Raw genomic sequence first — 24446 nt, 5'->3', positions numbered from 1 at the left:
GCCGCACGTCAGGCGCGGGCTTCGGTTGCCGCCTGCGCGCGCAGGGCGGATCGCTGCAATTTTCCGGATTCTGTTTTGGGCAGGCTTGAAACCCAGCATATCACGCGGGGGTATTTATAAGGCGCGAGTTCGCTTTTGACGTGGCTTTGCAGTGTTTCCTGCAAGTTCGTGTCGCCATGATATCCTTCGTTCAGCACGACATAGGCTTTGACAATGCAGCCTCGTTCCTCATCTGGAGCAGCCACCACGCCACATTCCGCCACGGCGGGATGGGCAAGCAAGCTGGCTTCGACCTCCGGTCCGGCGATGTTGTATCCAGCGGAAACGATCATGTCGTCGTTGCGGGCCTGATACCAGAAATAGCCGTCCGCATCCATGACATAGGTGTCGCCGGTGATATTCCAGCCGTTCTCGACATATTTGGTCTGGCGCGCGTCGGCCAGATATTTGCAGCCGAGCGGTCCGCGAACGGCAAGTCGTCCGGGGGTGCCGGGCGGGCATTCCTGCCCATTGTCATCGATGACACGTGCTTCATAACCGGGGATGGGTTTACCAGTCGCTCCGGGTCTGATGTCGTCTTCCGGCGCGGAGATGAAGATATGCAGCATTTCCGTCGCGCCGATGCCGTCGGCCAGCGAAAGCCCGGTCGCGCGCTTCCACGCTTCGAAAGTAGGGAGCGGCAGGGCTTCACCAGCTGAAACACATTTGCGCAGGGAAGAAAGATCGTACTGATCGATCTTGGAAAGCATGGCTCGGTAAGCCGTCGGCGCGGTGAAACAGACAGTCGGTTTATATTCTCCGATAGCCACGGCCAGATCGTGCGGTGCTGTCTTTGCTGGCAGCACCGTGGAAGCGCCGATCCTGAAGGGAAACAGGACCAGCCCGCCAAGACCGAACGTGAACGCCAGCGGCGGCGAGCCGATGAAAATGTCATCTTCGGTCGCGTTCAATATATGATGTGCATAGCAGTCGCAGACAATCAGCAGGTCGCGGTGGAAATGGATCGTCGCTTTCGGCAAGCCGGTGGTGCCGGATGTAAAGCCCAGCAGGCATGGATCGTCGGCCCGTGTTGCGACCGCATCGAAATCGCTGGATGCACCGGCCAGCAATGCGCCAAGTTCCCCGCCAGCATTGCCCTCCCAGGTCACCAGAGTTTTGATGAAATCGGTCTGTGCCACGGCATTCTGCATCTCGCCGATCAGCGCGTGATCGCAAAATGCAATGCTGATTTCGGCCTTGTCGATGATCTGGACCAGTTCACGGGCGCGCAGGAGTGGCATGGTCGCGACCACAACGCCGCCCGCCTTGATGATCGCCATATAGAGCGCAATCTTGGTCGGGTTATTGCCCGAGCGGATCATCACGCGATTGCCTGTTTTCATGCCGAGCTTGTCGGTCAGCACATTGGCGATCTTGTTGATCATTGCGGCGAGATCGCTATAGGTCCAGCGTACGCCCGGCGCCTGCAGTGCAATGCGGTCGCCTTTGCCGTTTGCAAGATGTGCATCCACCAGTTCGTAGGTGGCGTTGAGCTGTTCCGGGTAGCCGAGTGCGTCGAGGTTGATGATATCCGGTAGAAATTCCGCAGCCGGGAGATTATCCAGAACGAATGTGTCCACATGAGCGCTGGGGTGCATGCTCGTCTCCTGTCAATGCCAGTTTGCGTTCGACTGCTGGGTCAAACGTGCAAGTAACGTTCTTTGATGTCCGGGGTGGTCAAAAGGGCGGCGTTGTCGCCGCTCCACACCACACGGCCCTTTTCGATGACCACATGACGGTCTGCGAAGCGCGCCAGCGCATCGACATTCTTGTCGATGACAAGGATTGCCTCGCCTTCATCCTTGATGTTGCGCAGGCAGGACCAGATCTCTTCGCGCATGAGCGGCGACAGGCCTTCCGTCGCCTCATCCAGCACGACCATTTTCGGATTGGTCATCAGGGCGCGACCAACCGCCAGCATCTGCTGCTCACCGCCGGAAAGCTGGTTGCCCATGTTGCGCCGCCGCTCCTTCAGGCGTGGGAACATCCGATAGATGCTTTCCAGCGTCCATTTGGATGAACGCGCTTCCGAACGCCGGGTGGCCAGCAGGTTCTCTTCGACACTGAGCGTCGGGAATATCTGCCGTCCTTCCGGGACGAGACCAAGCCCCTCGCGGGCAATTGCGTAGGGCGGTTTGCCGGTAACGTCATGGCCATTGACGAACACCTTGCCGCCCTTGGGCGGCAGCAAGCCGAAGATCGACTTGATGGTCGTCGTTTTCCCCATGCCGTTTCTGCCGAGGATCGTGACGACTTCTCCTGCACTGACTTCAAAGTCGATGCCGAAGAGAATGCGAGACTGGCCATAGGCGTTCTGGAGTCCTTCGACCTTCAGCATCACGCGGCCTCCTCTTCGCCGAGATAGGCGGCGCGCACGTCCGGATCAGAGCGTACGGCAGCGGGTGTTCCGGACGCGATGACGCATCCGTAGACGAGGACGCTCACCTGATCCGCCAGCGAGAAAACGGCATCCATGTCATGCTCGATCAGAACCAGCGTATGCGTCTGACGTAATGCGCGCATCAGCTCGACCAGCACTACGGATTCTTCATGGCTGGTGCCAGCCAGTGGCTCATCAAGCAACAGCATCTGCGCTTCGGTGGCGAGCGCGATGGCAATCTCAAGCTGGCGCTTTTCGCCGTGCGACAGCGCTCCGGCCCGGCGATGGGCGCGGTCGTCGAGCCGCACGCGGGCAAGCGCTGTCATGGCTTGTTCGTTGATCTGGACCTCCTTGTTTGCCGCCTGAAAAAAGCGGAAGCTCGAACCGGATCGTGCCTGAACGGCAAGCGCAACATTTTCAAGCACGCTGAAACCTTCAAGAACAGAGGTGATCTGAAACGAACGTGCAAGGCCGAGATGGACACGATTGGGCATAGGCAGACCGGAAATGTCACGGCCATCGAAGATGACCGAACCGCGGTCGCTTTTGAGATTGCCCGAAAGCTGGTGGATCAATGTCGTCTTTCCGGCGCCATTTGGGCCGATCAGCGCATGAATTTCACCGCGTTTGACGGTGAGGTTCACACCGTCTGTGACCTTGAGCGCGCCAAAGCTTTTGTGCAGGTCTCGCACCTGAAGCAGTTCATCCGACATCGGAACCTCCACGCAGCTTGCGGAGCAGCCCGCCGATACCGTCGCGACTGAAAAGCACGACGAGAACAAGGAAAAGACCAAGGCCGAGTTTCCAGTGCTCTGAGAAATGCGCCAGCACCTCTTCCAGCACGATGAAGGCGGTTGCGCCGAGGACCGGGCCGATCAGCGTGCCCATTCCACCCAGCACGACCATGACGATCAGTTCGCCAGAACGCTGCCAGCTCATGAAGGCAGGCGAAACGAACTGGATCTGGTTGGCGAGCAGAACACCGGCAATGGCCGCTGCCACACCGGCGATGACATAGGCGGTGAGCTGAAACGAGAAGGGCGAGAAACCGATGGCGCGCATGCGTACCGGATTGTCCCGCGTTCCGCGCAGCACACGACCGAACCGTGAATGCACCAGCATGCGGAAGATGAAAAATGCGCCCATCAGAACCGCCAGCACGAAGTAGAACAACACCAGATTGCTGGAAAGCAGCATATTGCCGAACAGCGTCGAGCGGGTGGACAGCGTCATTCCATCGTCGCCGCCAAAGGCTGACAGGGAAACCATGAAGAAGAAGGCCATCTGCCCGAAGGCCAGCGTGATCATGATGAAATAGACGCCGCTGGTTCTCAGCGAGATATAGCCGGTGACGAGGGCGAAGAACGCCGCAACAACGATGGCCGCAACCAGCTGGAGGATCAGATCGTCGATGCCATAGCTGGACAGGATGCCGACTGCATAAGCGCCGATCCCGATATAGGCGGCATGACCAAAGGACACGAGCGCGCCGTAACCCATGATGAAATTGAGCGAAAGCGCGGCTAGCGCGAAGATCATGATGCGTGTCACGATCACGAGAAGAAAGCTGTCGTTCAATACGGATGCGAGAAGCGGAACGATTGCAAAGGCGGCGAAGACCAGCCACGGGCCCGCATCCAGCAAAGGCGAGGTTCGGCTCTTTGCCGTTTCCGGCATGGCGGTATCGCGGGTGCTGTTATGGGTAATCTCGCTCATCGGGTTCCTCCCTGCGCCGGGAAGAGACCTGTCGGACGGAAATAGAGCACGGCTGCCATAAGAATATAGGTGAGCATCGGCACCAGCGTGCGGCCCATCTGGGAGGCAGCGGCCGGATCGAGCAGGTTGCGGAGCAGCATCGGCCCGAAGGTGCGGCCAAGCGTATCGACGAGGCCAACGGTGATGGCCGCAACGAAAGCACCGCGCACGGAACCGACGCCGCCGATCACGATGACGACGAATGTGAGGATCAGGATGGAATCGCCCATGCCTGGATCAACGGAGAGAATGGGGGAGATCATGCCACCGGCAAAGCCTGCAAGCATCGCGCCAAGTCCGAAGACCACCATGAACAGGCGGCGTATATTGATGCCGAGAGCCGAAACCATGTCGCCATTGGTCGCTCCGGCACGCAGCAACATGCCGATGCGCGTGTGATTGACGAGGACATAAAGACCTGCCGCCGTGGCGAGGCCAGCGGCGATGATCAGCAGGCGATAGACGGGATAGCGCAGGTTGCCAAAGAGCTGGATGGAACCGGATAGGGAATCCGGCATCGGCACGCTGAGCGGAGCCGCGCCCCAGATGATCTTCACGAGTTCGTTCACTATCAGGATCAACCCGAATGTAGCCAGAACCTGATCGAGATGGCTGCGTTCGTATAATCGTCGAAAGACCAGCACTTCCAACACAATGCCGATGACAAGGGTGACGGGCAGGGCGATCAGGATGCCGTAAAAGAAGCTGCCTGTCATGGCAGTGAAAGTCGCAGTCAGATAGGCGCCGACCATATAAAGAACGCCATGCGCCAGGTTGATGAGGTCCATGACGCCGAAGATCAGTGTCAAACCGGCTGCGACGAGAAAGAGCAAAATGCCAAACTGAATCCCGTTAAGGGACTGCAGCAGAAAAAGATTGAGCATGGGGGACGTCCGGAACTCGTTGTACTGAAGTCCGTTTCACGCCAGACAAACTGGCGTGAACTGTTTCAGACTTGGAAATTGAGAGGACTGGGCTCATCGGAGCACCCGCCTTCCACCGGGTTACATCTTGCATTCAGCTGCGTAATTATCCTTGTAATCGTTGAAGACCGTTTCAACGTAGGACGTGGCGAACTGGCCGTCGTCACGCTTGACGACTTTGGTCAGGTAGAAATTCTGGATCGGAAAGTGGTTGTCGCCAAAGCTGAATTCACCGCGCGGCGAGGTGAATTTCGCGTCTTTCATGGCGGCCCGCAAGGCATCCTTGTCGGCAATATTGCCGTTGACCTGCTTGACGGCCGCATCGATCAGCATGGCGGCGTCATAAGCCTGCACCGCAAAAGTCGCCGGAATGCGCTTGAATTTGGCTTCATAGGCGGCGGCAAATTCCTTGGCTGGTGCGGAATCAAGATCCGGCGCCCAGTTCGAACCGGCGAAGAAGCCAACTGCCGCATCCTGCTGCGCGGGCAGGGTGGTCTCATCCACGGTGAATGCCGAAAGGAACGGGGTGCCTTCAAGACCGGCCTGACGATACTGTTTGACGAAATTTACGCCCATGCCGCCGGGCAGGAAAGCATAGACCGCGTCAGGCTGTTCGGCTGCGATCTGGGCGAGTTCTGCCGAATAGTCGAGCTGGCCAAGCGGCACATAGATTTCCTGCGCGACTTCGTTCTTGTAGGAATGCTTGAAACCGGCCAGAGCGTCCTTGCCAGCCTGATAATTCGGGGCGATCAGCACGACGCGCTGGTAGTTCTGCTTTTCGGCATATTTGCCGGAAACTTCATGCATCTGGTCGTTCTGATAGGAGGTGACGAACAGATTGGGGTTGCAATCCTTGCCGGCCAGATTGGACGTGCCTGCATTGGTCGAGATCAGAAACGTGCCGGAATCGGTCGCTGGTTTGACGATAGCGTTCAGGACATTGGAGAAGATGGGGCCTACGACAAAATCCACTTTGTCGCGCTGGATCATCTGCTGGACCTTGTTGACGCCGATATCCGGCTTCTGCTCATCGTCCTGAATGATGATTTCAGCATCGAGGCCGCCGAGCTTGTTGCCCAGCTTGTCCATGGCAAGCAGAAAACCGTCGCGGGATTGTTCGCCCAGCAAGGCCGCTGGCCCGCTCAGCGTATAGATCAAACCGATCTTGATCTTGCCTTCTTCGGCCTGCGCGGTTCCGTTCAACATGGTTGCGGCGAGCAGCGCGAAGGCCGCTTTCGTCGAAATTTTCATTGTTCCACCTCGATTGCAGCGTTCTGCTTTGTCTTATTTTTCTTTCGCATTATCCGGTGCAAAACCGCTTCACACTTTTGCTGGAAATGCTCTGATACCCGGCAGATGTACTCCCATACTTCTGCCGGGCGGATGCATTATTCTGCTGGAGCGGGCAAAAATTCAACCTCGTGTGCCGGTGCAATGCGAACTATTTCAGCAGGATCACCGACATTGTCGATGCGAACGAACAGATCCCAAAGTTTTGCAGTCGGCGAAACCCAGAAAACGCACTTCACTGGCTGCTCGGTCTTGTTGAAAATACCGTGCGACACGTTGCGTGGCAGGCAGACGAGATCGCCAGCTTCGGCAACGGCTTCCTTGCCGTCGAGAAGCAGGTCGAAGCGTCCTTCCAGCACGTAGATGAATTCTTCCTGCGTGGTGTGGATATGTGGCGGAACGAAAGTGCCGGGAGGGAAGGTTGCGTGCCAGGACATGGAGCTTTCGCAGACATGCTTGGGCACATAGGTCTGACCGAGAATATGCCAGACAACACCGTCCACGGAGGAACCGGATTTGGTCACGCCAGCTTGAAGAACAGTCACTCTAATTCCCTTTCATTAGAGCGCACCCCGAAAAGTGTGAAACGGTTTTCGGAAAAGATGCGCGTTAAAAAATATTCAGACGCAGGTTTCAGGCAGAGGCCCGAGACACTCCCCGATTGACTTGCTGTGTTGAAAAGCCAGCCTTTGCGGCATAGCCGCGAACGATTGCCTCGCGCTCGGCAAAGCTGATGACGCCGTCCAGATCGGCAACACCGGATGGAGCGCGGCGTTCAACCTCATCGATGACGCCTTCCGGGCCGCCCAGCCGGTTGAGCCGGACGATTTCCGCCGTCGCGGGCAGCCGGATTGCCTGATAGGCCGCCAGCGCCGCGCGACCGTGCTCCGCAGCGGCAAGGTGGTCGGCAAGCGTGCGTGCGTCGATGATCGCCTGGCTCGCGCCGTTCGACCCCACCGGATACATCGGATGGGCGGCATCGCCGATCAGCGCCACGCGGCCATCCGTCCACCAGCGGGCGGGGTCGCGGTCGCACATCGGATATTCGAAGAATGTATCGGTTGCGCGCACCAAAGCGGCAAGGTCCACGACATTGATGCCGAATTTTTCGACATGGGGCATCAGCTCTTCATGCGTGCCGCGACGGCTCCAGTCCTCGCGCTTCGGCGCAGGCGATCCGTCGGCGCCGGGACGATAGGTGACGACCCAGTTGTTGAGAATCTTGCCGGGCGTGGTGCCCTTGGCTATCGGGTAAAGCACCAGCTTATACGTAAAGCCGCCAGCCACGATCATGGTGCGACCGTCAAGGAACGGATCGCTTTCAACAGCGCCGCGCCACATCATGACGCCGTTCCATTTGAGACCGGCTTCGTTCGGGAACATCTGATGTCGAATGACGGAATGAATACCGTCCGCGCCGATAATGATGTCGGCAGTTGCCGAGGTAATTTTTGAACCTTCGGCAAAATGAACCGTGGCAGAACCCTCGTTCTGGGTGTAGCCCACGCAGCGCTGGTTCGCGATGACGGCATCCGGTCCAAGCCGTTCGATGACGGCATTATAAAGCAGTTTCTGCAAATAGCCGCGATGGATTGAGAACTGGGGCACATCATAGCCTGCATCGACGCCGCGGGGCTCGCGCCATATTTCCTGGCCCTGCCGTGTAGCGTAAATCAGCTCTCGGGTGCGGATGCCGGTGGCGTCCAGCGCGGGCAGAAGGCCGATTTCAGCCAGTTCGCGGATGGCGTGCGGAAGGACATTGATACCAACGCCCAGTTCACGGACTTCCGGTGCTGCTTCGAAAATCTGGCAGTCAATGCCTCGTGCGTGCAGCATCAATGCCATCGTGAGGCCACCGATGCCCCCTCCGACGATAATCGCTTTCATTCGCGGTTCCCTTTTTCGTGGCTGCTCTTTGGCGCCTGGGACCAACGATAAAAGCGGGAACAATGCTGTCTATCACCAAAACGCCATTCCTAACAGGAAACCGCCAGAAACGCGCTTTCGTGCAAAATTTTCGTGGCGCTTGCGCTCTCGCTCCAGCGTGATACTTTAATCTTAAAATAAAATGCTCTCTAAATGAGATACGGGGAATATCGTGATGCCGACTACGAGCTATATGCACAGGCTTTCGCCGTCCATCGATTCGTTCCAGGACACCATGTCGGGTCTCCTCAGGCCTTGCCGCATCTCGAAGAAATCCAGCCGGACCTACCGGACGGAAGTTTCACATGGGCGCATGCGTCCCTTCGGCCTGACTGCGATCCGCATTGGCGGCCATGCCCGCATCGAAGTTGAAGCGCATAACGACATGACTTTGTTGCAGGTTCCGTTGCAGGGCATCTTCGTCTCGCGCGACCGGCGCGGTGACGAGTTGTTGTATCAGTCCGGCATGAATGCCCAGCTGGTCGACGCGCATTCGGCGATTGATCTCGAATTTCACCCTTCCACGCGCATGCTGATCTTCAGCCTGAACGATACCCAGATCGATATTCTGGGGGGCAAGGAATTCATCGAACAGTTTACCCATAACAAGCGCGTCGTATCCTTCGATACTCTAGTGGGTCATGCCTTCTATCAGCTGGCGCATTTCGTCATAAACGAGATCGAGAAGGATAAGGAAGCATTCTTCCATGGCGGTCTGTCGGAGCGGCTCGAAGACAGCCTGATGGCATCGCTTGCGGCGGCGCTCGACACGCAGCCGCGCGCAAGGCCGCTGACGAGTGCGGTTCCAAGCTATGTCCAGCGTGCTGAAAAATTCATGCTCGACAATCTCGACAAGCAGCTGACCTTGCAGGAGCTTGTCGATGCAACGGGCACCAGTGCACGTACCTTGCACCGCACATTTCGCAGTGTCCGGGGCAACACGCCGCTCGGCGTGTTCAAGAACATGCGGCTGGACAAGGTGCATGCAGAGCTTGTCCGCGGCCACGCCGGGCCGGGGGATATCACGCGTATCGCCATGGCCTGGGCTTTCAATCATATGGGCTTGTTTTCAGCGGATTACCGACAGCGCTTCGGCTATCTCCCATCGGAAACCGTGCGCCGCGCGCAATGATCCTTCGGTAGAAACGCCTCGGGCGGCACCCCGTATATTGAATTTCCGGTTGGACTGTGGTGCTGCACGCCGCCGACCTTGGACGTGCCTGTGCCGGGAGCAAAGCTCCGGGGCCGGCTCGGCGAGCATATGTTCTTGCAAATCAGAAACACTATCACTGCCGACCGTATAGACGGTAGGATGGCCGGTCGGTTACCTTGGCTCTTGAGATTTGAACCGGAGATGAAGCCTTCATGATCAAGGGTATAGCGCTGCTATTGTTGTTTCAGCTGCTTGGCGAAAGCTTTATCTTCACGAGCGGGCTTCCTATACCGGGCCCCGTTGTGGGGCTCGTGCTTCTGTTCGTTGCCATGCAACTGTGCAAGATATTCGACTGGGGTATCTTTGCCGAAGCAGAAACGGCGGCCGATGGTTTTCTCGGTAATCTCGGCCTGCTTTTTGTCCCGGCGGGGGTCGGAGTGGTGGCTATGTGGAGCCAGATTCAGGGGCAAGCCACGGCAATTCTGGCTATTGTGGTGATCTCGGCAATTCTCACATTGGCGGTGACGGTCTGGACCTTCATTCTTGTGCAACGCTTCATGGGGCGGAGGTAGCGTCATGAAACATCCACTGGAACTATGGGTTTACCTTTCAGCATCACCTTTGCTGTGGCTCACTCTCACATTATGCGCATGGATCGTGGCGACGCATATTTCCGTTCGACTGAAGCGCCATCCATTGGCCAATCCTGTACTGATTTCCATCGTGCTGCTTTCCAGTCTGCTTGTGATTTTTGATGTTCCCTATGGACGATTCTTTGAAGGAGCCCAGTTTATCCACTTCCTGCTCGGTCCAGCCACAGTAGCCATCGCCGTGCCTCTATTCCGCCAATGGCATCAGGTGCGGCAAGCGCTGATCCCAATGGGAGCAGCGCTGGTCGTCGGCTCCTTCTTTGCGGTTCTTTCCATTGTGGTGATGGGCAAATGGGCCAATCTCTCCAATGAAGTGCTGATTTCTTTTCTGCCAAAATCCGCAACTGCCGGGGTTGCCATGGCGATCTCTTCCACACTTGGCGGCACACCGTCGCTAACCGCGGTATTGGTCGTACTTACCGGTATCATCGGCGCACTTGTCGTCACCCCTTTCATGAATGCCATGCGGATAAGGGACTACGCCGCACGTGGATTTGCTGTTGGGCTGACGTCGCACGGTATCGGAACTGCACGTGCTTTCGATGTCGATGAGACGGCTGGGCTCTTCGCCGGGATTGCCATGGCGCTGAACGCTATTGCAACGTCACTCGTTGTGCCGCTGCTCGTCAAATTGTTCCTCAGCTGAAACGCCGACGCGACGTTTAAAGCGGCGGGTTGATCGACACTAAATTGTCCCCATGGCCACGCGAGCCGTTTGGCTCGCTGGCTGCCATATGGGGACGAAGAACTATATGCGTGGTCAGGGCAGTTGATTTACTGCTTGATAGCCTCAGCCTGAATTTCAAGCTTGACCATCTTGGCCATGCCTTCTTTTACAAGGAAGTCCACGCCCCACTGGGTGCGATCGATAGTTGCTTCAAAATCGCCACCACAGACTTCTGCCTTGAAGATCGGGCTCTGGTAACAACCGAACTTGGTGGCCGTGAGCTGGATTGGCAGTGTCTTTCCCTTCATGGTCAGATCGCCATCCACTGATACCAGCTTGTCTTCGTCAAAATTCCACTTGGTCGACTTGAACTCAATGGTCGGGAACTTTTCCGCGTCCAGCATGTCAGCACCTGTCACGTGCTTATCAAATGCGGCCATGCCTGTATTCAGCGTCTTGACGGGAATTGAAATATCCATCTTCCCATCCATGGTTTCAGGATCGAACGAGATATCGCCGTTGATTTCATAGAAACCGCCGCTGTTTGTCGATGTATTGAAGTGATCAATATAGAAAACAGCTTTTGTATGTGTTGGGTCCAGTTTGTAATCCGCAGCCTGGGCAGCCGAGACTGACAGCAACGAGGCTAAGAGGGGCAGTACGAACTTTCTCATGTCCATTTCCTTGTCGAGATTTAGCCGTGAAGCGTGAATACAGTGATCGCTTCGATGCCTTTGTAAGTAGCTGTCGGGCGCAACGCTGTGTAGTTCGGATTTCGGTACTCAATGTCCTATAAATAGGACGGTTGCTTGCGTTGAAGCGGGAACTGCAGCAGATACAGCCGGTATCACAGGAATTTTCCTGGCAGCTTTGGCTGGCGCATGAAGAGTGTTGCGAGCGCTGCAAGAGCAATGGCAAGACCGATCATGACGAACATGTCGCTGTAGGCCAGCACGAAAGCCTCCCGTTGAACGGTTCTGGCGAGCATGGCCGTGGCTTGGGCAGTCACTCTCGTCGGATCGCTGTTGTGAGCTTCCAGCATGGCTGCGGTTCGGTCGATGTGGCCCTGCACATCCGCAGCGCCCCGTTCCAGATGCAGGCCAAGCAGATTGGAGTGCAACTGCTCCTGCACGCGTGTAAATGTGCTGACCGCAGCAAGACCGATGGCTGTGCCAACCGTGCGAACGATATGAACAAGGGACGCAATCCACGGTATTTCCCTGACGCTGATGTCTTCCGTTATCAGAACCATCAGAGGTATGGCGGTGAATGGTGCGGCGATGGACTGCACGAACAACGAAGGCAATATCTGATCCGAGGTCCACAGATGCGTGAGACCGGACAGCATAAGAACACCTGCGCCGAACAGCATCAGCCCGAATGCTGCCAGACTGCGCGGATCCATCCTGTAGGTCAGCCAGGCGACGAATGGCGTCAGAACGATCTGCGGCAGAACAGAGACCCAGAACATCGTGCCGCTTTCCAGCGCGCGATAGCCCTGAATACGGATCAGGTATTGCGGCAGCAGATAAGCAGAGGTCATCAACCCGATGCGCATGGCGAACATCAGGAACAGACTGAAGCCAATATTCCGTCTGGCAAGCAGACGCGGACTGACCACCGGATCTGGATGCCACAATGCATGGATGAGATAAATGCTCAGAAAGAACAAGGCCGACGCCAGCAGACCCACGATCAATCCCGATCCGAGCCAGTCGAGGCGGTTGCCCTGATCGAGTGCCGTAACCAATGCAGCCAGCCCGAAAGACAGTGCCAGCAGACCGAAACCGTCATGTCTGCGGAAGCGCAGGAATTTGATAGGATCGTTGGCAAGCCCGTAGGCTCCCGCCAGCAGTGTAAGACTGCCGGGTATAATGTTGATCCAGAACAGATATTGCCAAGACAAGTGAGTGATCACCCATCCCTCGATGCTGACAGCAAGGTTTGGTGTAAGTGACGAAGCCAGCGCATAGAGCGACAAGCCGTAAAGCCGCAGATGCTGTGGCAAATGCCGCATGATCACGGCATAAGCCATCGGCATCAGGATACCTGCACTCAGGCCGCGTATCGCCTGAATGCTGATAAGCGTCTGGAGATTGGGGCTGAACGGCGCCAGCATCGATGCAATCGTGAAGATGAGTGCTCCGATCATGACCCCGCGAGCGGGCGAGAGGATCGAGCGCAGCCAGACGGCGGATGGTATGGCGGCCACTTCGGCAACGACATAAGCCGTCGTCAGCCAGCTCGCCTCATCCATGCCAACACCAAGTGCGCCACGAATATCGGCAAGCCCGATATCGGTGAGGCGCGAGTTCAACAGGGATGTCGTCGTGCCAAGCAGGACGGCGGCGACGCCGATCAAAGCCCGCATGTTGGGTAGGCTTGTGGGGCGCGATTGGGCAGAACCCCGAACGGTCGTAGCGGTGGACATGGCTTTTCGGCTCCTGCCGCCTGCCGTCTCAAACGAAGTTTCGCGGCAAGCGGCCCAATTAGCTATTTGATGAGACTGGCTGTCGTCTCAATGCTCTGGTCTGTATGCACGGTTGCCACGACCGACATGCCCGGGCGAAGCAGTTCGTCGAGTTCACCATTCTGTTCAAGCGCGATGCGCACGCCAACGCGCTGGGCCACTTTGGTGAAATTGCCGGTCGCGTTGTCCGGTGGCAGCAGGCTGAATTCCGATCCGGTTGCCGGTGACAACCGCTCCACATAACCGCGCAGTTCCTTGCCCGGGAATGTATCGACCGTCACGCTGACAACCTGACCCGGCCTGAACTTGGCCAGCTGCGTTTCCTTGAAATTGGCGACGATATAGAGCTTCGAGACAGGCACGACTGAAACGAGTTGCGACCCGGCCCGTACATATTGTCCTTCGCGCGCGCCGCTGACACCCACAACACCATCCATCGGTGCTGTGATATGGGTACGATCCAGGTCGATCTGCGCGAGCCGCAATGCAGCCTGCTGATTGGACAGTTCAGCCTGGGCTTGGTCGGATTGGGTGGCAAGAACGTCCAGCTTCTGACGCTCGGCTGCTATTTCGGCCTGTTTTTCAGCAATCTGCGCTTCGATGCGTTTGACGTCGGCAATCGCGGCTTCCAGCTTTTGCGCTGTCGACCAGCCGTCTTTCGTCAGAGATGTCTGTCGGTGACCTTCACTGACGACGCGCTCGCGGTCGGCGTTGAGCGCCGCCAGTCCGGCTTCTGCTTGTTCGATCACACGCTGCTGCAAGGTGATGTTGCTCTGCGCATTACGGATTGCGGCCTGTGCGGCGGCTACGCTAGCTCCGGCCTGATCCACCTGTGCCTGATACTGGGTCGGGTCGATCTGCATCAGCAGTTGTCCAGTTTTGACGTGCTGGTAATCCTCCACCAGTAAATGCACGATACGCCCGCCAACCTCAGCACTGACCGGTGTTGTGTCGGCACGCAGATAGGCATTGTCGGTCGTCTGGTTGGTCATGCCTGCCACCCAGCTTCCCCAGCCAAGCGGAATGACGATGGCAAGACCGATCCCAGCGACAATCACAGATGCGCGGGCAAGACTGAGATAGGCCCGGCGGCGGGGCTTTCCTGCTGCTTTGAGGGGCTCCGGCTTGTCCTTGACCGGAGCTGGCTGCTGAAAGAGAACAACTGGCTTGTTCATAACACGCAGTTCCTGAGTTGATTGTCTGAATTGATATCCGACTGTGAGAACCAAAAGGCGAAGCCGCGGCTTCGCCTTCAGTTTCGACATGGGATGAGTATCGTTAGTTCTGAAAGCTGGAAGGTGAAGCATCGCCGAAGCGATGTGCCGAGCCGTTCTCTGTGACCTCTTTTGCAGGAACGATCGCCGCCGTGCTGGTGAAGTCGAGCTTGAGGAACGAAGAGTTCACATCCCGTCCGGGCAGAACAAATGCCTTGTCCTGTGCGGCCATGGCTTCCGGCTGGCCGACGAACGGGTTTTCAGCCAGAGCGGCACCGGTGCTGAGAAAAATTGCGGTAATAGCAAAAACGATCTTTTTCATTTTCTGTCTCCTTGGGACTTTGTTTTGGCTTGTGAAAATCAAAGCCGTTTGATGGAGCGAATATGGTATGCCTCCTTTCATGATTGAAATGATTTGTTATAATTTGAATTATGAGCAGCATTCATAATATCGACCTCAATCTGATCCGTGTCTTCAACGCGTTGATGGAAGAGCGGAACGTGACCAAGGCCGGGGAGAGGCTCAATCTCACCCAGTCGGCAGTCAGTCACGCACTCGGAAAATTGCGATATATTCTGTCAGACGAACTGTTCGTGCGCGGCCCGCAGGGCATGCATCCGACGCCACGCGCCGAAGAGCTGTCGCAGCCGCTGCGTTCGGCTCTTGCCGACATATCAGCGGCACTTTCACCAGTTCAGTTCGATCCCGCCACGGCGGATATGAGCTTTGTGGTCGCCACTTCCGATTTCTATATCGGCACGCTCTTTCCTGCCGTCATGGAGCGACTCGAAAAGGAAGCGCCGGGTATCCGGCTTTGGCTTCGATTGTTCAATGATCTCAATCTGGTCGAAGAACTGGATCGCGGAACCCTGCATCTCGTTGTCGGTGCTTTCGGACGCATTCCCAGCCGATTCAGGCGGGAGACGCTGGTATCTGTCGATAATGTCTGGATCATGCGCAAAGACCATCCGGCTTCTTCCGGCCCGCTGACAATTGAAACACTCGGGCATTATCCACACATTGATGTCTTGTTGTCAGGCCGCGCGGCAATGGAAGCTGCCGGCATGCAAGAACAGGAAGGTCTCGAGCGCGCGTTTGTAACCAGCAATCCGCCATTTCTTGAGGGGCTGCTACGGGAGGTCGGTCTGTCACGCCGTATTGGCGCAACGGTTTCCCTCATTCTTGCCGTACCGCCGCTTGTCGCGGCGACCAATATGATCGCCCTGTTACCGCGCAGTGTCGCGGAAACCTACAAAGATACTTACGGTCTTGTTCTGCATGAGGCACCCTATCCGTTGCCAGCCACTCAGATCAACATGCTGTCGCACAATACTTTCGGGGCGCATCCGGCTGTCGCCTGGCTGCGCTCCGTTCTGCGCGAAGCGATAACAGTCTCCCAGGCCTGACTCATCAGAAATGACAAAAAACGCCGGGCTATAACCCGGCGTTCTCTTGCAATGCTCCAACCGACAAGCAAAGCTCGCTTACCGGAATTGTCGCGACGGCTTATTTGCCGGACGTCATTGTGTTGTAGCTGGTGATCAGGTTGCGATAATCTGGAATGTGGTTTGCAAACAGCGTACCCAGACCTTCAATATCGTTGCGCCAGTCGCGATGCAGTTCACAGGCAACGCCGAACCAGGTCATCAGCTGCACACCGGCTGCACTCATGCGGTCCCATGCCGAATGGCGGGTCACTTCATTGAAGGTGCCCGACGCATCAGTGACGACAAAGACGTCGAAACCGGCTTCGATAGCGGACAATGCCGGGAAAGCCACGCAGACTTCGGTCACGACACCAGCGATGAGCAGCTGCTTCTTGCCGGTAGCCTTCACCGCCTTGACGAATTCCTCATTGTCCCAGGCGTTGATCTGGCCGGGGCGAGCGATATAGGGCGCATCGGGGAATGTTTCTTTCAGCTCCGGCACCAATGGGCCGTTCGGGCCGTTTTCAAAACTGGTGGTCAGAACAGTCGGCAGCTTGAAATACTTGGCGAGATCGGCGAGCGCCAGCACATTGTTCTTAAACTTGTCCGGGTCGAAATCTCGTACCAGCGACAGCAGGCCAGTCTGGTGATCGACGAGAAGAACAGCAACATCATCCTTGTTGAGGCGTACATATGGCTTGGTCATCGACGTTTCCTTTCAGGAAGTCAGAGGATAGATCGCCACCCGTATATTCGTGTAACGTTTGGCGTTGGTGGAATGAATGAAAGCTATCTCAGCAACGAAAAGCGCAAAAGATTGTCAAAATCGACGCTGCGTTCTATTAATGGAACGATGGAAGACCTGAACGACCTTTATTACTTTGTGCAGGTGGTTGATCATGGCGGCTTCGCACAGGCAGGCCGCGCCATCGGCCTGCAAAAATCGAAACTGAGCCGCCGTATCGCGATTCTGGAGGAACGGTTGGGCGTCCGCCTGATCCAGCGCTCGTCGCGCCATTTTTCCGTCACCGATATCGGGCGTGAATATTATCGCCGCTGTCTGGCAGTTCTGGTTGAAGCGGAAGCTGCCACTGCTTTCATCGCGCAACATCGCGACGAGCCGCAAGGCGTGGTTCGGTTAAGCTGCCCGACAGCGCTGATTTCATTCCAGTTCGGGGCGTTATTTGCCAAGTTTCTCACAGCCTATCCGAAGGTGGACCTGCATCTGGAAAGCACCAATCGCCGTGTTGACGTGATCGGCGAACGTTTCGATGTTTCCATCCGCGTACGGTTTCCGCCGCTGGAGCAAACCGACCTTCTGATGCGCAAACTGGACGACAGTTCGCAGTATCTGGTCGCGCGACCCGGTTTCCTCAATGAACCTGTGACCACACCGGCTGATCTGGTGGGGCTACCAAGCCTTGCATGGACATCAGCCTCCCATAATTATGAATGGCGGCTTGAAAAGCACAATGGCGAGCGGGCAGTCATTCCGCACCGTCCCCGCTTCCTGACTGATGACATGGCTGCCTTGCGCGATGCCGCGCTCGACGGTGCCGGGATCGTGCAGCTGCCAACCATGATGATCTGGCGTGACCTTGCCGCAGGCACATTGGTGCCTGTCTTGCCCGAATGGCGCCCGGCTGCGGGCATCGTCCATGCAGTATTTCCATCCAGGCGTGGCTTGCTGCCTTCGGTGCGTACCCTGATCGACTTTCTGGCGCGGGAATGCGCTGTTCAACGCAAGGCTATCGACGAAACTATTCTTTAGCCAGCGGTAGACCATACGTTGGAGAAGGTCTCTGGGTCGTCATGACCTGTGTTCGCTTGCGGATAGAGCGGCATACTCTTCGACCAAAAAATCGAGAAGTGCGCGCACTGAAGGCAGCAGGCCACGCCGCGAGGGAAAAGCAGCATGGATGATGCCGCTGCGGGGTGCCCAGTCGGGCAGAAGATCAACCAACCGCCCAGTCTTTATATCATCCCGGACAACCATTGTGGGAAACTGGCAAACGCCGATGCCTTGAAGAGCGGCCAGCCGCAGCGCAACCATATCTTCCGTGATCAGCAGCGGTTGATAGGGAATTTCAGCCGTGGTGCCGTTCGGACCAAGCAGGTTCCATTCAAAACTGTTGTGGGATGATCCCCAGGCAAGGCCGGGCATGTCGACGAGGTCGGCGGGGACGGCGTTGCATCCCTCCTTGACGAATACAGGGCTTGCCACCAGTCGTTGCTCGCTTTCCGCCAGCTTGCGGATGACGAGATCGCTATCCTCGAGCGGTGGAAAGCGGACGCGGATAGCGAGATCGAAGCCTTCGCGGATAACATCCACGCGCCGGTTTGTGCTTTCCAGATGTATTTTCACCTTTGGGTATCGCGCCATGAAACGGGCGATCATTTCACCGACCTGGAAATAAATGACCGATGCCGGGCAACTCACCCGCACCGTGCCTTGCGGTTCCGTGCGCATTCTGTCGATCACGTCCAGCGCAGCATCGGCCTCAACCATCATCGCCAGACAATGGCGATAAAATTCCTGGCCGATATCCGTCACGGCAAATTGTCGGGTGGTGCGCTGGATAAGCCTGACACCGAGATCATCTTCCAGCAGGGCGATCCGGCGGCTCAGCCTGGAGCGCGGCATATCCAGTTTTCGGGAGGCAGCGGAAAAGCCGCCTTGCTCCACGACTTCCACATAAAACCGCATATCGTTGAGATCAGCCATGGCCGGGCCTTTCATTGTCCTGTTTTCAGGACAGTATAGCCTGAACTTCGATCTACCGGTCAATTTGTTCCAGATTTATTTTGCTCTCAGACAGTCAATTCAGTGTCTGCAAGGCAACGAAATAAATCGGGAAGATCGAGATGAGACAGGTTATCGGCATTTACAGCAGCTCATCGCCCCATTGGGTGGGTGATGGATTTCCGGTTCGCTCCATGGTTTCCCATGCGACAATGGGCGAACACATCAGCCCCTTCTTGCATCTTGATTATGCCGGGCCGGAACAGTTTGCACCCACGGCAACCCCGCGCGGGGTTGGCAGCCATCCCCATCGCGGTTTTGAAACCGTGACCATTGTCTATCAGGGCGAAGTTGAACATCGCGATTCCACTGGAAGCGGAGGCATGATCGGTCCCGGTGATGTACAATGGATGACTGCTGCCGCCGGGATTTTGCACGAGGAGCGCCATTCGAAGGCGTTTACCGAACAGGGAGGCACGCTGGAAATGGTGCAGCTCTGGGTCAACCTGCCTGCCAAGGACAAGTCCGCGCCCGCCGCTTACCAGACGGTGCTCGATCGGGATATTCCGACCGTGGCCCTGCCGGATGAAGCTGGAATTGTCCGTGTCATAGCCGGGAACTATGCCGGACATGCCGGACCAGCACGCACCTTCACGCCGATTGATCTATGGGACCTGCGCCTGAAACAGGGCGGAAGCGTTGTGTTTGATCTTCCCGATCAACATACGACCGGCCTGGCAATCTTGCGCGGAACGATCACCGTCAACGGCAACAGATCGGCACGGGATGCGCAATTCGTTCTGCTCGACCGAAAAGGTGGCAGTTTCGAGGTTACGGCTGACAGCGACGCAACCGTCCTTCTGCTGAGCGGCGAACCGCTTGAAGAGCCTGTCGCCATGCGTGGCCCTTTCGTCATGAACACAAATGAAGAATTGCAGGATGCTTTCGCGGATTTCCGAACAGGGAAATTCGGCGCCATTCCTGCCTGATCCATTCCCGTAGCGTCAGTAAGAACCACGGGTATCCCCGGACCGGAAATGCTTTCGGCCCTGAATACGTCCAAGCCTGAAGAAGGAGACTTAAAATGAGCAGCCCAGCTAACTTTAACGGCCAGCGTCCGGTTATCGACCCCAACGACGCCGTCATGCTTCTGATCGATCATCAGAGCGGCCTGTTTCAGACCGTCGCAGACATGCCGATGCCTGTTTTGCGCAATCATGCGACCGCGCTTGCCAAGATGGCCACGCTGACCAAGATGCCGGTCATCACCACGGCATCCGTGCCGCAGGGCCCCAATGGTCCGCTGATCCCCGAGATTCATGAGAACGCCCCTCATGCCAAATATGTAGCGCGCCGTGGCGAGATCAACGCATGGGACAATCCGGATTTCGTTGCTGCCGTGAAGGCCACGGGCCGCAAGACCCTGATCATCGCAGGCACCATCACCAGCGTTTGCATGGCCTTCCCGGCAATCAGTGCCGTTCAGGACGGTTATAAGGTTTTCGCCGTGGTGGACGCATCCGGAACCTATTCCAAGATGGCGCAGGAAATTACGCTCGCTCGTGTTGTTCAGGCCGGTGTCGTGCCGATGGATACGGCTGCGGTGGCTTCGGAACTCCAGAAGACATGGCATCGTGACGATGCGCAGGAATGGGCCAATGTCTACACCAAGATTTTCCCTCCCTACCAGCTTCTCATCGAAAGCTACTTGAAGGCGCAGGACGTCGAAAAGAACCACGAACAGCTCGATTCACAGCGTGGCTGATTGTGACCAAAATACAAAAGGGCGGCATTACCTGCCGCCCTTCTTCTTGTCCTCAAGTTGATATGAAAACCGCATTGCGCAATGAATGTACGCAATGCGGTTCAATGTTCAGCCTGTCGTGTCATCCCACGGATTTCCCGACAGTGTTTATGCGCAAGGCTTACTTCTGCCAGCTCTTGACCAGTTCATCGTAATTGACCGTAACCGGCTTTTCTTTTTCGTTCTCGATCTTCAGCTGAGGAGCGAGGTTACCCTTGGAAACGGCATCCTTGTTCCAGTACTCGATGTCATGTTCCTCGGCGAGCTTCGGTCCGATGTCGCCCTGTACCCCCGCACGTTCCAGACGCGAGAGAACTTTTTCCTGTTCGGCGCAAAGTGAATCCATCGCTTCCTGTGCCGTTTTTGCACCCGACGATGCATCGCCGATCGCCTGCCACCAGAGCTGAGCCAGCTTTGGATAGTCAGGCACGTTGGTGCCGGTTGGCGACCACTGGACGCGGGCCGGCGACCGATAGAACTCGACCAGACCGCCGAGCTTCGGTGCCCGATCCGTGAAGCTCTGATGATGGATGGACGAGTCGCGGATGAAGGTCAGACCCACATGGCTCTTTTTCACATCGACCGTCTTGGACGTCACGAACTGCGCATAGAGCCAGGCAGCCTTGGCCCGGTCATCCGGGGTGGACTTCATGAGGGTCCAGGAACCCACGTCCTGATAGCCAAGCTTCATGCCGTCCTTCCAGTAGACGCCATGCGGGGAGGGGGCAACACGCCATTTCGGCGTGCCATCCTCGTTCACGACCGGCAGGCCGGGCTTGGCCATATCGGCGGTGAAAGCCGTGTACCAGAAAATCTGCTGGGCGATGTTGCCCTGCGACGGAACCGGGCCGGATTCGGAGAAGGTCATGCCTTGAGCTTCTGCCGGAGCATAGGCCTTGATCCAGTCGAGATATTTCTGGATGGCGTAGACCGAAGCTGGTCCATTGGTGTCGCCGCCGCGGGCTACGCATGAGCCGACCGGACGCGACTGATCATCAACCTTGATACCCCATTCATCGACCGGCAGACCGTTTGGCAGTCCCTTGTCACCGTTGCCAGCCATGGAAAGCCACGCATCGGTAAAGCGCCAGCCGAGAGACGGGTCCTTCTTGCCATAGTCCATATGGCCGTAGACCTTTTTGCCGTCGACATCGCGACCGGTGAAGAACTCGGCGATGTCTTCATAGGCAGACCAGTTGACTGGTACGCCAAGATCGTAGCCGTACTTGGCCTTGAAGTCGGCCTTGTTCTTCTCGTCGTTGAACCAGTCGTAGCGGAACCAGTAGAGGTTTGCGAACTGCTGGTCGGGAAGCTGGTAGAGCTTCTTGTCCGGAGCCGTCGTGAACTTGCTGCCGATGAAATCGTCCAGATCGAGGCCCGGATTGGTGACATCCTTACCTTCATTGGCCATGAAGTCGGTGAGGTTGCGGACCTGCTGATAGCGCCAGTGCGTGCCGATCAGATCGGAGTCGTTGACCCAGCCGTCATAAAGATTCTGGCCGGTCTGCATCTGGGTCTGAATTTTTTCGACGACGTCGCCTTCCTGAATAAGGTCATGCGTGACCTTGATGCCGGTGATGGCGGTAAATGCGGGCGCCAGCACCTTCGATTCATAATCATGGGTGGTCAGCGATTCCGAAACGACCTTGATATCCATGCCCTGGAAAGGCTTGGCCGCATCGATGAACCACTGCATTTCCTTTTCCTGATCGGCGCGCGACAGGGATGAAAGGTCGCCAATTTCCTTGTCGAGAAATTGCTTCGCCTCATCCATTCCCGCTGAAGCTGCCCCTGTCATTGCCAGCACGATAAGTGCTGTAGTCGTCATTAGATGCCGTCGCATGTTGATCCTCCCAAAGCTTGCGAGTGCATTGCATATCGACTTCCGGGCGCGGTTTGTCCCCCGAGCCCATTTTGCGCGGAGCGGAAGGTTTCCGCTCCGGATTTCTCACACAAAGCGGAATACGCCGATGGCGTAGACCACTGAAATGGCAAGAGCCCACCAGAGGTTCGGACCAACCAGCCCGAGCCATGCCAGATTGATGAATGCGCTGCCGAGCAGCGAGATAAACAGGCGGTCGCCGCGTGTTGTCTCGAAGCGCAGGATACCGTTGCGCGGCGAGCCGCCGGGCGAGATATATTCCCACACGCCCATGCCCAGCAGCAGAAATGCTATGGCGCAGAAAAACGCCGCCGTCTGCCAGGTCCAGGCCATCCATGAGAAGTCGGGCATATGAAACATCGTCATACCCTCCCCAGGGCAAAGCCCTTGGCGATGTAATTGCGGACAAACCAGATCACCAACGCACCGGGTATCAGGGTCAGAACACCTGCCGCAGCGAGCAGCCCCCAGTCCATACCGGCAGCAGAAACGGTGCGTGTCATCGTGGCTGCAATGGGTTTCGCGTCTGTCGTCGTGAGCGTGCGGGCGATGAGCAATTCCACCCATGAGAACATGAAGCAGAAGAAGGCTGCCACGCCGATGCCGGATGCGATCAGGGGCATGAAGATCTTCACGAAGAACTTTGGAAACGAATAGCCGTCGATATAGGCTGTCTCGTCGATTTCCTTTGGTACGCCCGACATGAAGCCTTCCAGAATCCACACCGCCAGCGGCACGTTGAACAGACAATGCGCCAGTGCGACTGCGATATGCGTATCGATGAGCCCGAATGCCGAATAGAGCTGGAAGAACGGCAGGGCGAACACCGCCGGAGGCGCCATGCGGTTGGTCAGGAGCCAGAAGAACAGGTGTTTGTCGCCCAGAAACCGGTAGCGCGAGAAGGCATAGGCTGCAGGCAGCGCCACCGAAACCGAAATTACCATGTTCATGACCACATAGATGATCGAGTTGATGTAACCCGAATACCAGGCGGAGTCGGTGAAGATGGCGCGATAGTTCTGCAATGTTGGCTCATGCGGAAAGAGCGTTAGCGACGTCAGGATTTCCTGATTGGTCTTGAAGCTCATATTGATGAGCCAGTAGATCGGTATCAGAAGCAGAACGATATAGATTGTCGGTATCAGCCAGCCGAACCGCGGCCTATCACGTCTGCTCGATTTTTGTCGGACGGCGTTTGAGATCGGTGCAATTGCAGGTGCACTGCCCACGGAAGTTCCCTGTATGGCGTTCATCTCACACCTCCTGATCGTGGCTGGTCATGACGGTGTAGAACACCCATGACAGCAGCAGGATGATGAGGAAGTAGATCAACGACATCGCCGCCGCCGGTCCAAGATCGAACTGACCCAGCGCCATCTTGACCAGATCGATCGACAGAAATGTTGTCGAATTGCCCGGTCCGCCGCCAGTCACCACGAAGGGCTCGGTATAGATCATGAAACTGTCCATGAAACGGAGCAGGACGGCGATCAGCAAAACGCGCTTCATCTTCGGCAGCTGGATGTAACGGAACACTGAAAACCGCGAAGCTCCGTCGATTCTGGCTGCCTGATAATAGGCATCCGGAATGGATACGAGACTTGCATAGCACAACAGCACCACGAGGCTGGTCCAGTGCCATACGTCCATGATGATAATCGTCACCCAGGCGTCGAACGGATCGTTGACGTAGTTGTAGTCCAGCCCCAGCCAATTGGCGTAATAGCCGAGCAGGCCGATGTCGCTGCGTCCGAAAACCTGCCAGATCGTGCCGACCACGTTCCACGGGATCAGCAGGGGCAATGCCATGGTGACCAGACAGACGGGGACCCAGAAGCCCTTTTTCGGCATGTTGAGCGCAATCAGGATGCCGAGCGGTATCTGGATCGCCAGCACGATGAACGAGAAAATGAGATTGCGCCAGAGCGCATCCCAGAAACGACCGGAGTGAAGAATTTGCTCGAACCAGTCCGTCCCGGCCCAGAAGAACTGGTTGTTGCCGAACGTATCCTGCACCGAATAATTCACCACTGTCATCAGCGGAATGACGGCGGAAAAGGCGACCAGCACCAGCACCGGCAGGACCAGGAACCAGGCTTTGTTGTTCCAGCTTTTTTCCATG

At 56.7% G+C, this 24446-nt stretch carries 25 protein-coding genes; 7 read left to right on the top strand and 18 right to left on the bottom strand.

Features of this window, described 5'->3' with window-relative positions; translation table 11 throughout:
* Nucleotides 1–8 precede the first annotated feature (8 nt).
* From OANT_RS20645 to OANT_RS20610, 8 genes are all read right to left on the bottom strand, one after another.
* Nucleotides 9–1637, bottom strand: a complete 1629-nt coding sequence (locus OANT_RS20645) for a benzoate-CoA ligase family protein (protein WP_012093338.1) — start codon at nt 1635–1637, stop codon at nt 9–11.
* A gap of 41 nt (nt 1638–1678) precedes the next feature.
* Complete coding sequence (locus OANT_RS20640; RefSeq protein ID WP_012093337.1) at nt 1679–2377, bottom strand: ABC transporter ATP-binding protein; 699 nt, start codon at nt 2375–2377, stop codon at nt 1679–1681.
* On the bottom strand, nt 2377–3132 hold the full coding sequence (locus OANT_RS20635) for an ABC transporter ATP-binding protein (protein ID WP_012093335.1): 756 nt from the start codon (nt 3130–3132) through the stop codon (nt 2377–2379). Before OANT_RS20635 ends, OANT_RS20640 begins: the two co-directional genes overlap by 1 nt.
* The gene (locus OANT_RS20630) at nt 3122–4135 is read right to left on the bottom strand and encodes a branched-chain amino acid ABC transporter permease (RefSeq protein WP_012093334.1); all 1014 of its coding nucleotides are present in this window, start codon (nt 4133–4135) and stop codon (nt 3122–3124) included. The genes OANT_RS20635 and OANT_RS20630 overlap by 11 nt, the downstream gene beginning before the upstream one ends.
* Nucleotides 4132–5058, bottom strand: a complete 927-nt coding sequence (locus OANT_RS20625) for a branched-chain amino acid ABC transporter permease (RefSeq protein WP_010659180.1) — start codon at nt 5056–5058, stop codon at nt 4132–4134. The genes OANT_RS20630 and OANT_RS20625 overlap by 4 nt, the downstream gene beginning before the upstream one ends.
* A 120-nt stretch (nt 5059–5178) precedes the next feature.
* On the bottom strand, nt 5179–6348 hold the full coding sequence (locus OANT_RS20620) for an ABC transporter substrate-binding protein (RefSeq protein ID WP_010659179.1): 1170 nt from the start codon (nt 6346–6348) through the stop codon (nt 5179–5181).
* A 137-nt stretch (nt 6349–6485) separates the two neighbouring features.
* Nucleotides 6486–6932 (bottom strand): cupin domain-containing protein, encoded by a 447-nt coding sequence (locus tag OANT_RS20615; protein ID WP_010659178.1) that lies wholly within the window; start codon nt 6930–6932, stop codon nt 6486–6488.
* A gap of 88 nt (nt 6933–7020) precedes the next feature.
* Nucleotides 7021–8274: a flavin-dependent oxidoreductase gene (locus OANT_RS20610; protein ID WP_012093333.1), complete on the bottom strand. Its 1254-nt coding sequence runs from the start codon at nt 8272–8274 to the stop codon at nt 7021–7023.
* 214 nt (nt 8275–8488) lie between these two features.
* Here OANT_RS20610 and OANT_RS20605 point away from each other — a divergent pair, with 214 nt between their 5' ends.
* From OANT_RS20605 to OANT_RS20595, 3 genes are all read left to right on the top strand, one after another.
* On the top strand, nt 8489–9445 hold the full coding sequence (locus tag OANT_RS20605) for an AraC family transcriptional regulator (RefSeq protein ID WP_010659176.1): 957 nt from the start codon (nt 8489–8491) through the stop codon (nt 9443–9445).
* Nucleotides 9446–9678: 233 nt separating this feature from the next.
* Nucleotides 9679–10038, top strand: coding sequence for a CidA/LrgA family protein (locus OANT_RS20600; protein ID WP_012093331.1), 360 nt, complete (start codon nt 9679–9681; stop codon nt 10036–10038).
* A gap of 4 nt (nt 10039–10042) precedes the next feature.
* Nucleotides 10043–10762: an LrgB family protein gene (locus OANT_RS20595; protein WP_012093330.1), complete on the top strand. Its 720-nt coding sequence runs from the start codon at nt 10043–10045 to the stop codon at nt 10760–10762.
* Between the two features lie 128 nt (nt 10763–10890).
* Here the strand turns inward: OANT_RS20595 and OANT_RS20590 are convergent, their stop codons facing one another.
* The 4 genes from OANT_RS20590 to OANT_RS20575 all read right to left on the bottom strand — a co-directional run bounded on the left by OANT_RS20590 (nt 10891) and on the right by OANT_RS20575 (nt 14789).
* Nucleotides 10891–11457 carry a YceI family protein gene (locus tag OANT_RS20590; protein WP_012093329.1) on the bottom strand — a complete coding sequence of 189 codons (567 nt, stop codon included), beginning with the start codon at nt 11455–11457 and terminating at the stop codon, nt 10891–10893.
* 173 nt (nt 11458–11630) lie between these two features.
* On the bottom strand, nt 11631–13214 hold the full coding sequence (locus OANT_RS20585; RefSeq protein WP_012093327.1) for a DHA2 family efflux MFS transporter permease subunit: 1584 nt from the start codon (nt 13212–13214) through the stop codon (nt 11631–11633).
* A gap of 62 nt (nt 13215–13276) precedes the next feature.
* On the bottom strand, nt 13277–14428 hold the full coding sequence (locus OANT_RS20580) for an HlyD family secretion protein (RefSeq protein ID WP_012093326.1): 1152 nt from the start codon (nt 14426–14428) through the stop codon (nt 13277–13279).
* Between the two features lie 103 nt (nt 14429–14531).
* Entirely contained in the window at nt 14532–14789 is a 258-nt protein-coding gene (locus tag OANT_RS20575; protein ID WP_012093324.1) for a hypothetical protein, read from the bottom strand.
* Between the two features lie 110 nt (nt 14790–14899).
* On the opposite strand from OANT_RS20575, the gene OANT_RS20570 reads away from it, so the two are divergent.
* Nucleotides 14900–15874 carry a LysR family transcriptional regulator gene (locus OANT_RS20570; protein ID WP_012093323.1) on the top strand — a complete coding sequence of 325 codons (975 nt, stop codon included), beginning with the start codon at nt 14900–14902 and terminating at the stop codon, nt 15872–15874.
* Nucleotides 15875–15974: 100 nt separating this feature from the next.
* Here OANT_RS20570 and ycaC read toward each other — a convergent pair whose 3' ends face one another.
* Nucleotides 15975–16601, bottom strand: coding sequence for an isochorismate family cysteine hydrolase YcaC (ycaC, locus tag OANT_RS20565; protein ID WP_012093322.1), 627 nt, complete (start codon nt 16599–16601; stop codon nt 15975–15977).
* Between the two features lie 147 nt (nt 16602–16748).
* Here ycaC and OANT_RS20560 point away from each other — a divergent pair, with 147 nt between their 5' ends.
* A complete protein-coding gene (locus tag OANT_RS20560) occupies nt 16749–17666 on the top strand; it encodes a LysR substrate-binding domain-containing protein (protein WP_012093321.1) in 918 nt (305 codons plus the stop codon).
* Between the two features lie 39 nt (nt 17667–17705).
* On the opposite strand, the gene OANT_RS20555 is transcribed toward OANT_RS20560, so the two are convergent.
* Nucleotides 17706–18620: a LysR family transcriptional regulator gene (locus OANT_RS20555; RefSeq protein ID WP_192799363.1), complete on the bottom strand. Its 915-nt coding sequence runs from the start codon at nt 18618–18620 to the stop codon at nt 17706–17708.
* 140 nt (nt 18621–18760) lie between these two features.
* Between OANT_RS20555 and OANT_RS20550 the strand changes: the two genes are divergently transcribed.
* On the top strand, nt 18761–19627 hold the full coding sequence (locus tag OANT_RS20550) for a pirin family protein (RefSeq protein ID WP_012093319.1): 867 nt from the start codon (nt 18761–18763) through the stop codon (nt 19625–19627).
* 95 nt (nt 19628–19722) lie between these two features.
* A complete protein-coding gene (locus tag OANT_RS20545) occupies nt 19723–20403 on the top strand; it encodes a hydrolase (RefSeq protein WP_012093318.1) in 681 nt (226 codons plus the stop codon).
* Between the two features lie 160 nt (nt 20404–20563).
* On the opposite strand, the gene OANT_RS20540 is transcribed toward OANT_RS20545, so the two are convergent.
* The 4 genes from OANT_RS20540 to OANT_RS20525 all read right to left on the bottom strand — a co-directional run bounded on the left by OANT_RS20540 (nt 20564) and on the right by OANT_RS20525 (nt 24445).
* On the bottom strand, nt 20564–22285 hold the full coding sequence (locus OANT_RS20540) for an ABC transporter substrate-binding protein (RefSeq protein WP_010659168.1): 1722 nt from the start codon (nt 22283–22285) through the stop codon (nt 20564–20566).
* 105 nt (nt 22286–22390) lie between these two features.
* Entirely contained in the window at nt 22391–22684 is a 294-nt protein-coding gene (locus tag OANT_RS20535; RefSeq protein WP_012093317.1) for a DUF2160 domain-containing protein, read from the bottom strand.
* A 2-nt stretch (nt 22685–22686) separates the two neighbouring features.
* The gene (locus OANT_RS20530; protein WP_012093316.1) at nt 22687–23577 is read right to left on the bottom strand and encodes a carbohydrate ABC transporter permease; all 891 of its coding nucleotides are present in this window, start codon (nt 23575–23577) and stop codon (nt 22687–22689) included.
* 1 nt (nt 23578) lies between these two features.
* Entirely contained in the window at nt 23579–24445 is an 867-nt protein-coding gene (locus OANT_RS20525; RefSeq protein WP_010659165.1) for a carbohydrate ABC transporter permease, read from the bottom strand.
* Nucleotide 24446 lies beyond the last annotated feature (1 nt).

This window comes from Brucella anthropi ATCC 49188 (assembly GCF_000017405.1).
GTDB classification, from domain to species: domain Bacteria; phylum Pseudomonadota; class Alphaproteobacteria; order Rhizobiales; family Rhizobiaceae; genus Brucella; species Brucella anthropi.
Note: the sequence above shows the minus strand (reverse complement) of the source record. Positions and strands in the feature narration are given on the sequence as shown.

What these genes read in the sequence shown, in the direction of transcription:
- OANT_RS20590 (WP_012093329.1), bottom strand. Translation starts at nt 11,457, where the DNA reads ATGAGAAAGTTCGTACTGCCCCTCTTAGCCTCGTTGCTGTCAGTCTCG.
- OANT_RS20595 (WP_012093330.1), top strand. Translation starts at nt 10,043, where the DNA reads ATGAAACATCCACTGGAACTATGGGTTTACCTTTCAGCATCACCTTTG.
- ycaC (WP_012093322.1), bottom strand. Translation starts at nt 16,601, where the DNA reads ATGACCAAGCCATATGTACGCCTCAACAAGGATGATGTTGCTGTTCTT.
- OANT_RS20545 (WP_012093318.1), top strand. Translation starts at nt 19,723, where the DNA reads ATGAGCAGCCCAGCTAACTTTAACGGCCAGCGTCCGGTTATCGACCCC.
- OANT_RS20560 (WP_012093321.1), top strand. Translation starts at nt 16,749, where the DNA reads ATGGAAGACCTGAACGACCTTTATTACTTTGTGCAGGTGGTTGATCAT.
- OANT_RS20580 (WP_012093326.1), bottom strand. Translation starts at nt 14,428, where the DNA reads ATGAACAAGCCAGTTGTTCTCTTTCAGCAGCCAGCTCCGGTCAAGGAC.
- OANT_RS20525 (WP_010659165.1), bottom strand. Translation starts at nt 24,445, where the DNA reads ATGGAAAAAAGCTGGAACAACAAAGCCTGGTTCCTGGTCCTGCCGGTG.
- OANT_RS20530 (WP_012093316.1), bottom strand. Translation starts at nt 23,577, where the DNA reads ATGAACGCCATACAGGGAACTTCCGTGGGCAGTGCACCTGCAATTGCA.
- OANT_RS20540 (WP_010659168.1), bottom strand. Translation starts at nt 22,285, where the DNA reads ATGCGACGGCATCTAATGACGACTACAGCACTTATCGTGCTGGCAATG.
- OANT_RS20535 (WP_012093317.1), bottom strand. Translation starts at nt 22,684, where the DNA reads ATGTTTCATATGCCCGACTTCTCATGGATGGCCTGGACCTGGCAGACG.
- OANT_RS20630 (WP_012093334.1), bottom strand. Translation starts at nt 4,135, where the DNA reads ATGAGCGAGATTACCCATAACAGCACCCGCGATACCGCCATGCCGGAA.
- OANT_RS20600 (WP_012093331.1), top strand. Translation starts at nt 9,679, where the DNA reads ATGATCAAGGGTATAGCGCTGCTATTGTTGTTTCAGCTGCTTGGCGAA.
- OANT_RS20575 (WP_012093324.1), bottom strand. Translation starts at nt 14,789, where the DNA reads ATGAAAAAGATCGTTTTTGCTATTACCGCAATTTTTCTCAGCACCGGT.
- OANT_RS20555 (WP_192799363.1), bottom strand. Translation starts at nt 18,620, where the DNA reads ATGGCTGATCTCAACGATATGCGGTTTTATGTGGAAGTCGTGGAGCAA.
- OANT_RS20550 (WP_012093319.1), top strand. Translation starts at nt 18,761, where the DNA reads ATGAGACAGGTTATCGGCATTTACAGCAGCTCATCGCCCCATTGGGTG.
- OANT_RS20635 (WP_012093335.1), bottom strand. Translation starts at nt 3,132, where the DNA reads ATGTCGGATGAACTGCTTCAGGTGCGAGACCTGCACAAAAGCTTTGGC.
- OANT_RS20625 (WP_010659180.1), bottom strand. Translation starts at nt 5,058, where the DNA reads ATGCTCAATCTTTTTCTGCTGCAGTCCCTTAACGGGATTCAGTTTGGC.
- OANT_RS20605 (WP_010659176.1), top strand. Translation starts at nt 8,489, where the DNA reads ATGCCGACTACGAGCTATATGCACAGGCTTTCGCCGTCCATCGATTCG.
- OANT_RS20610 (WP_012093333.1), bottom strand. Translation starts at nt 8,274, where the DNA reads ATGAAAGCGATTATCGTCGGAGGGGGCATCGGTGGCCTCACGATGGCA.
- OANT_RS20620 (WP_010659179.1), bottom strand. Translation starts at nt 6,348, where the DNA reads ATGAAAATTTCGACGAAAGCGGCCTTCGCGCTGCTCGCCGCAACCATG.
- OANT_RS20585 (WP_012093327.1), bottom strand. Translation starts at nt 13,214, where the DNA reads ATGTCCACCGCTACGACCGTTCGGGGTTCTGCCCAATCGCGCCCCACA.
- OANT_RS20570 (WP_012093323.1), top strand. Translation starts at nt 14,900, where the DNA reads ATGAGCAGCATTCATAATATCGACCTCAATCTGATCCGTGTCTTCAAC.
- OANT_RS20640 (WP_012093337.1), bottom strand. Translation starts at nt 2,377, where the DNA reads ATGCTGAAGGTCGAAGGACTCCAGAACGCCTATGGCCAGTCTCGCATT.
- OANT_RS20645 (WP_012093338.1), bottom strand. Translation starts at nt 1,637, where the DNA reads ATGCACCCCAGCGCTCATGTGGACACATTCGTTCTGGATAATCTCCCG.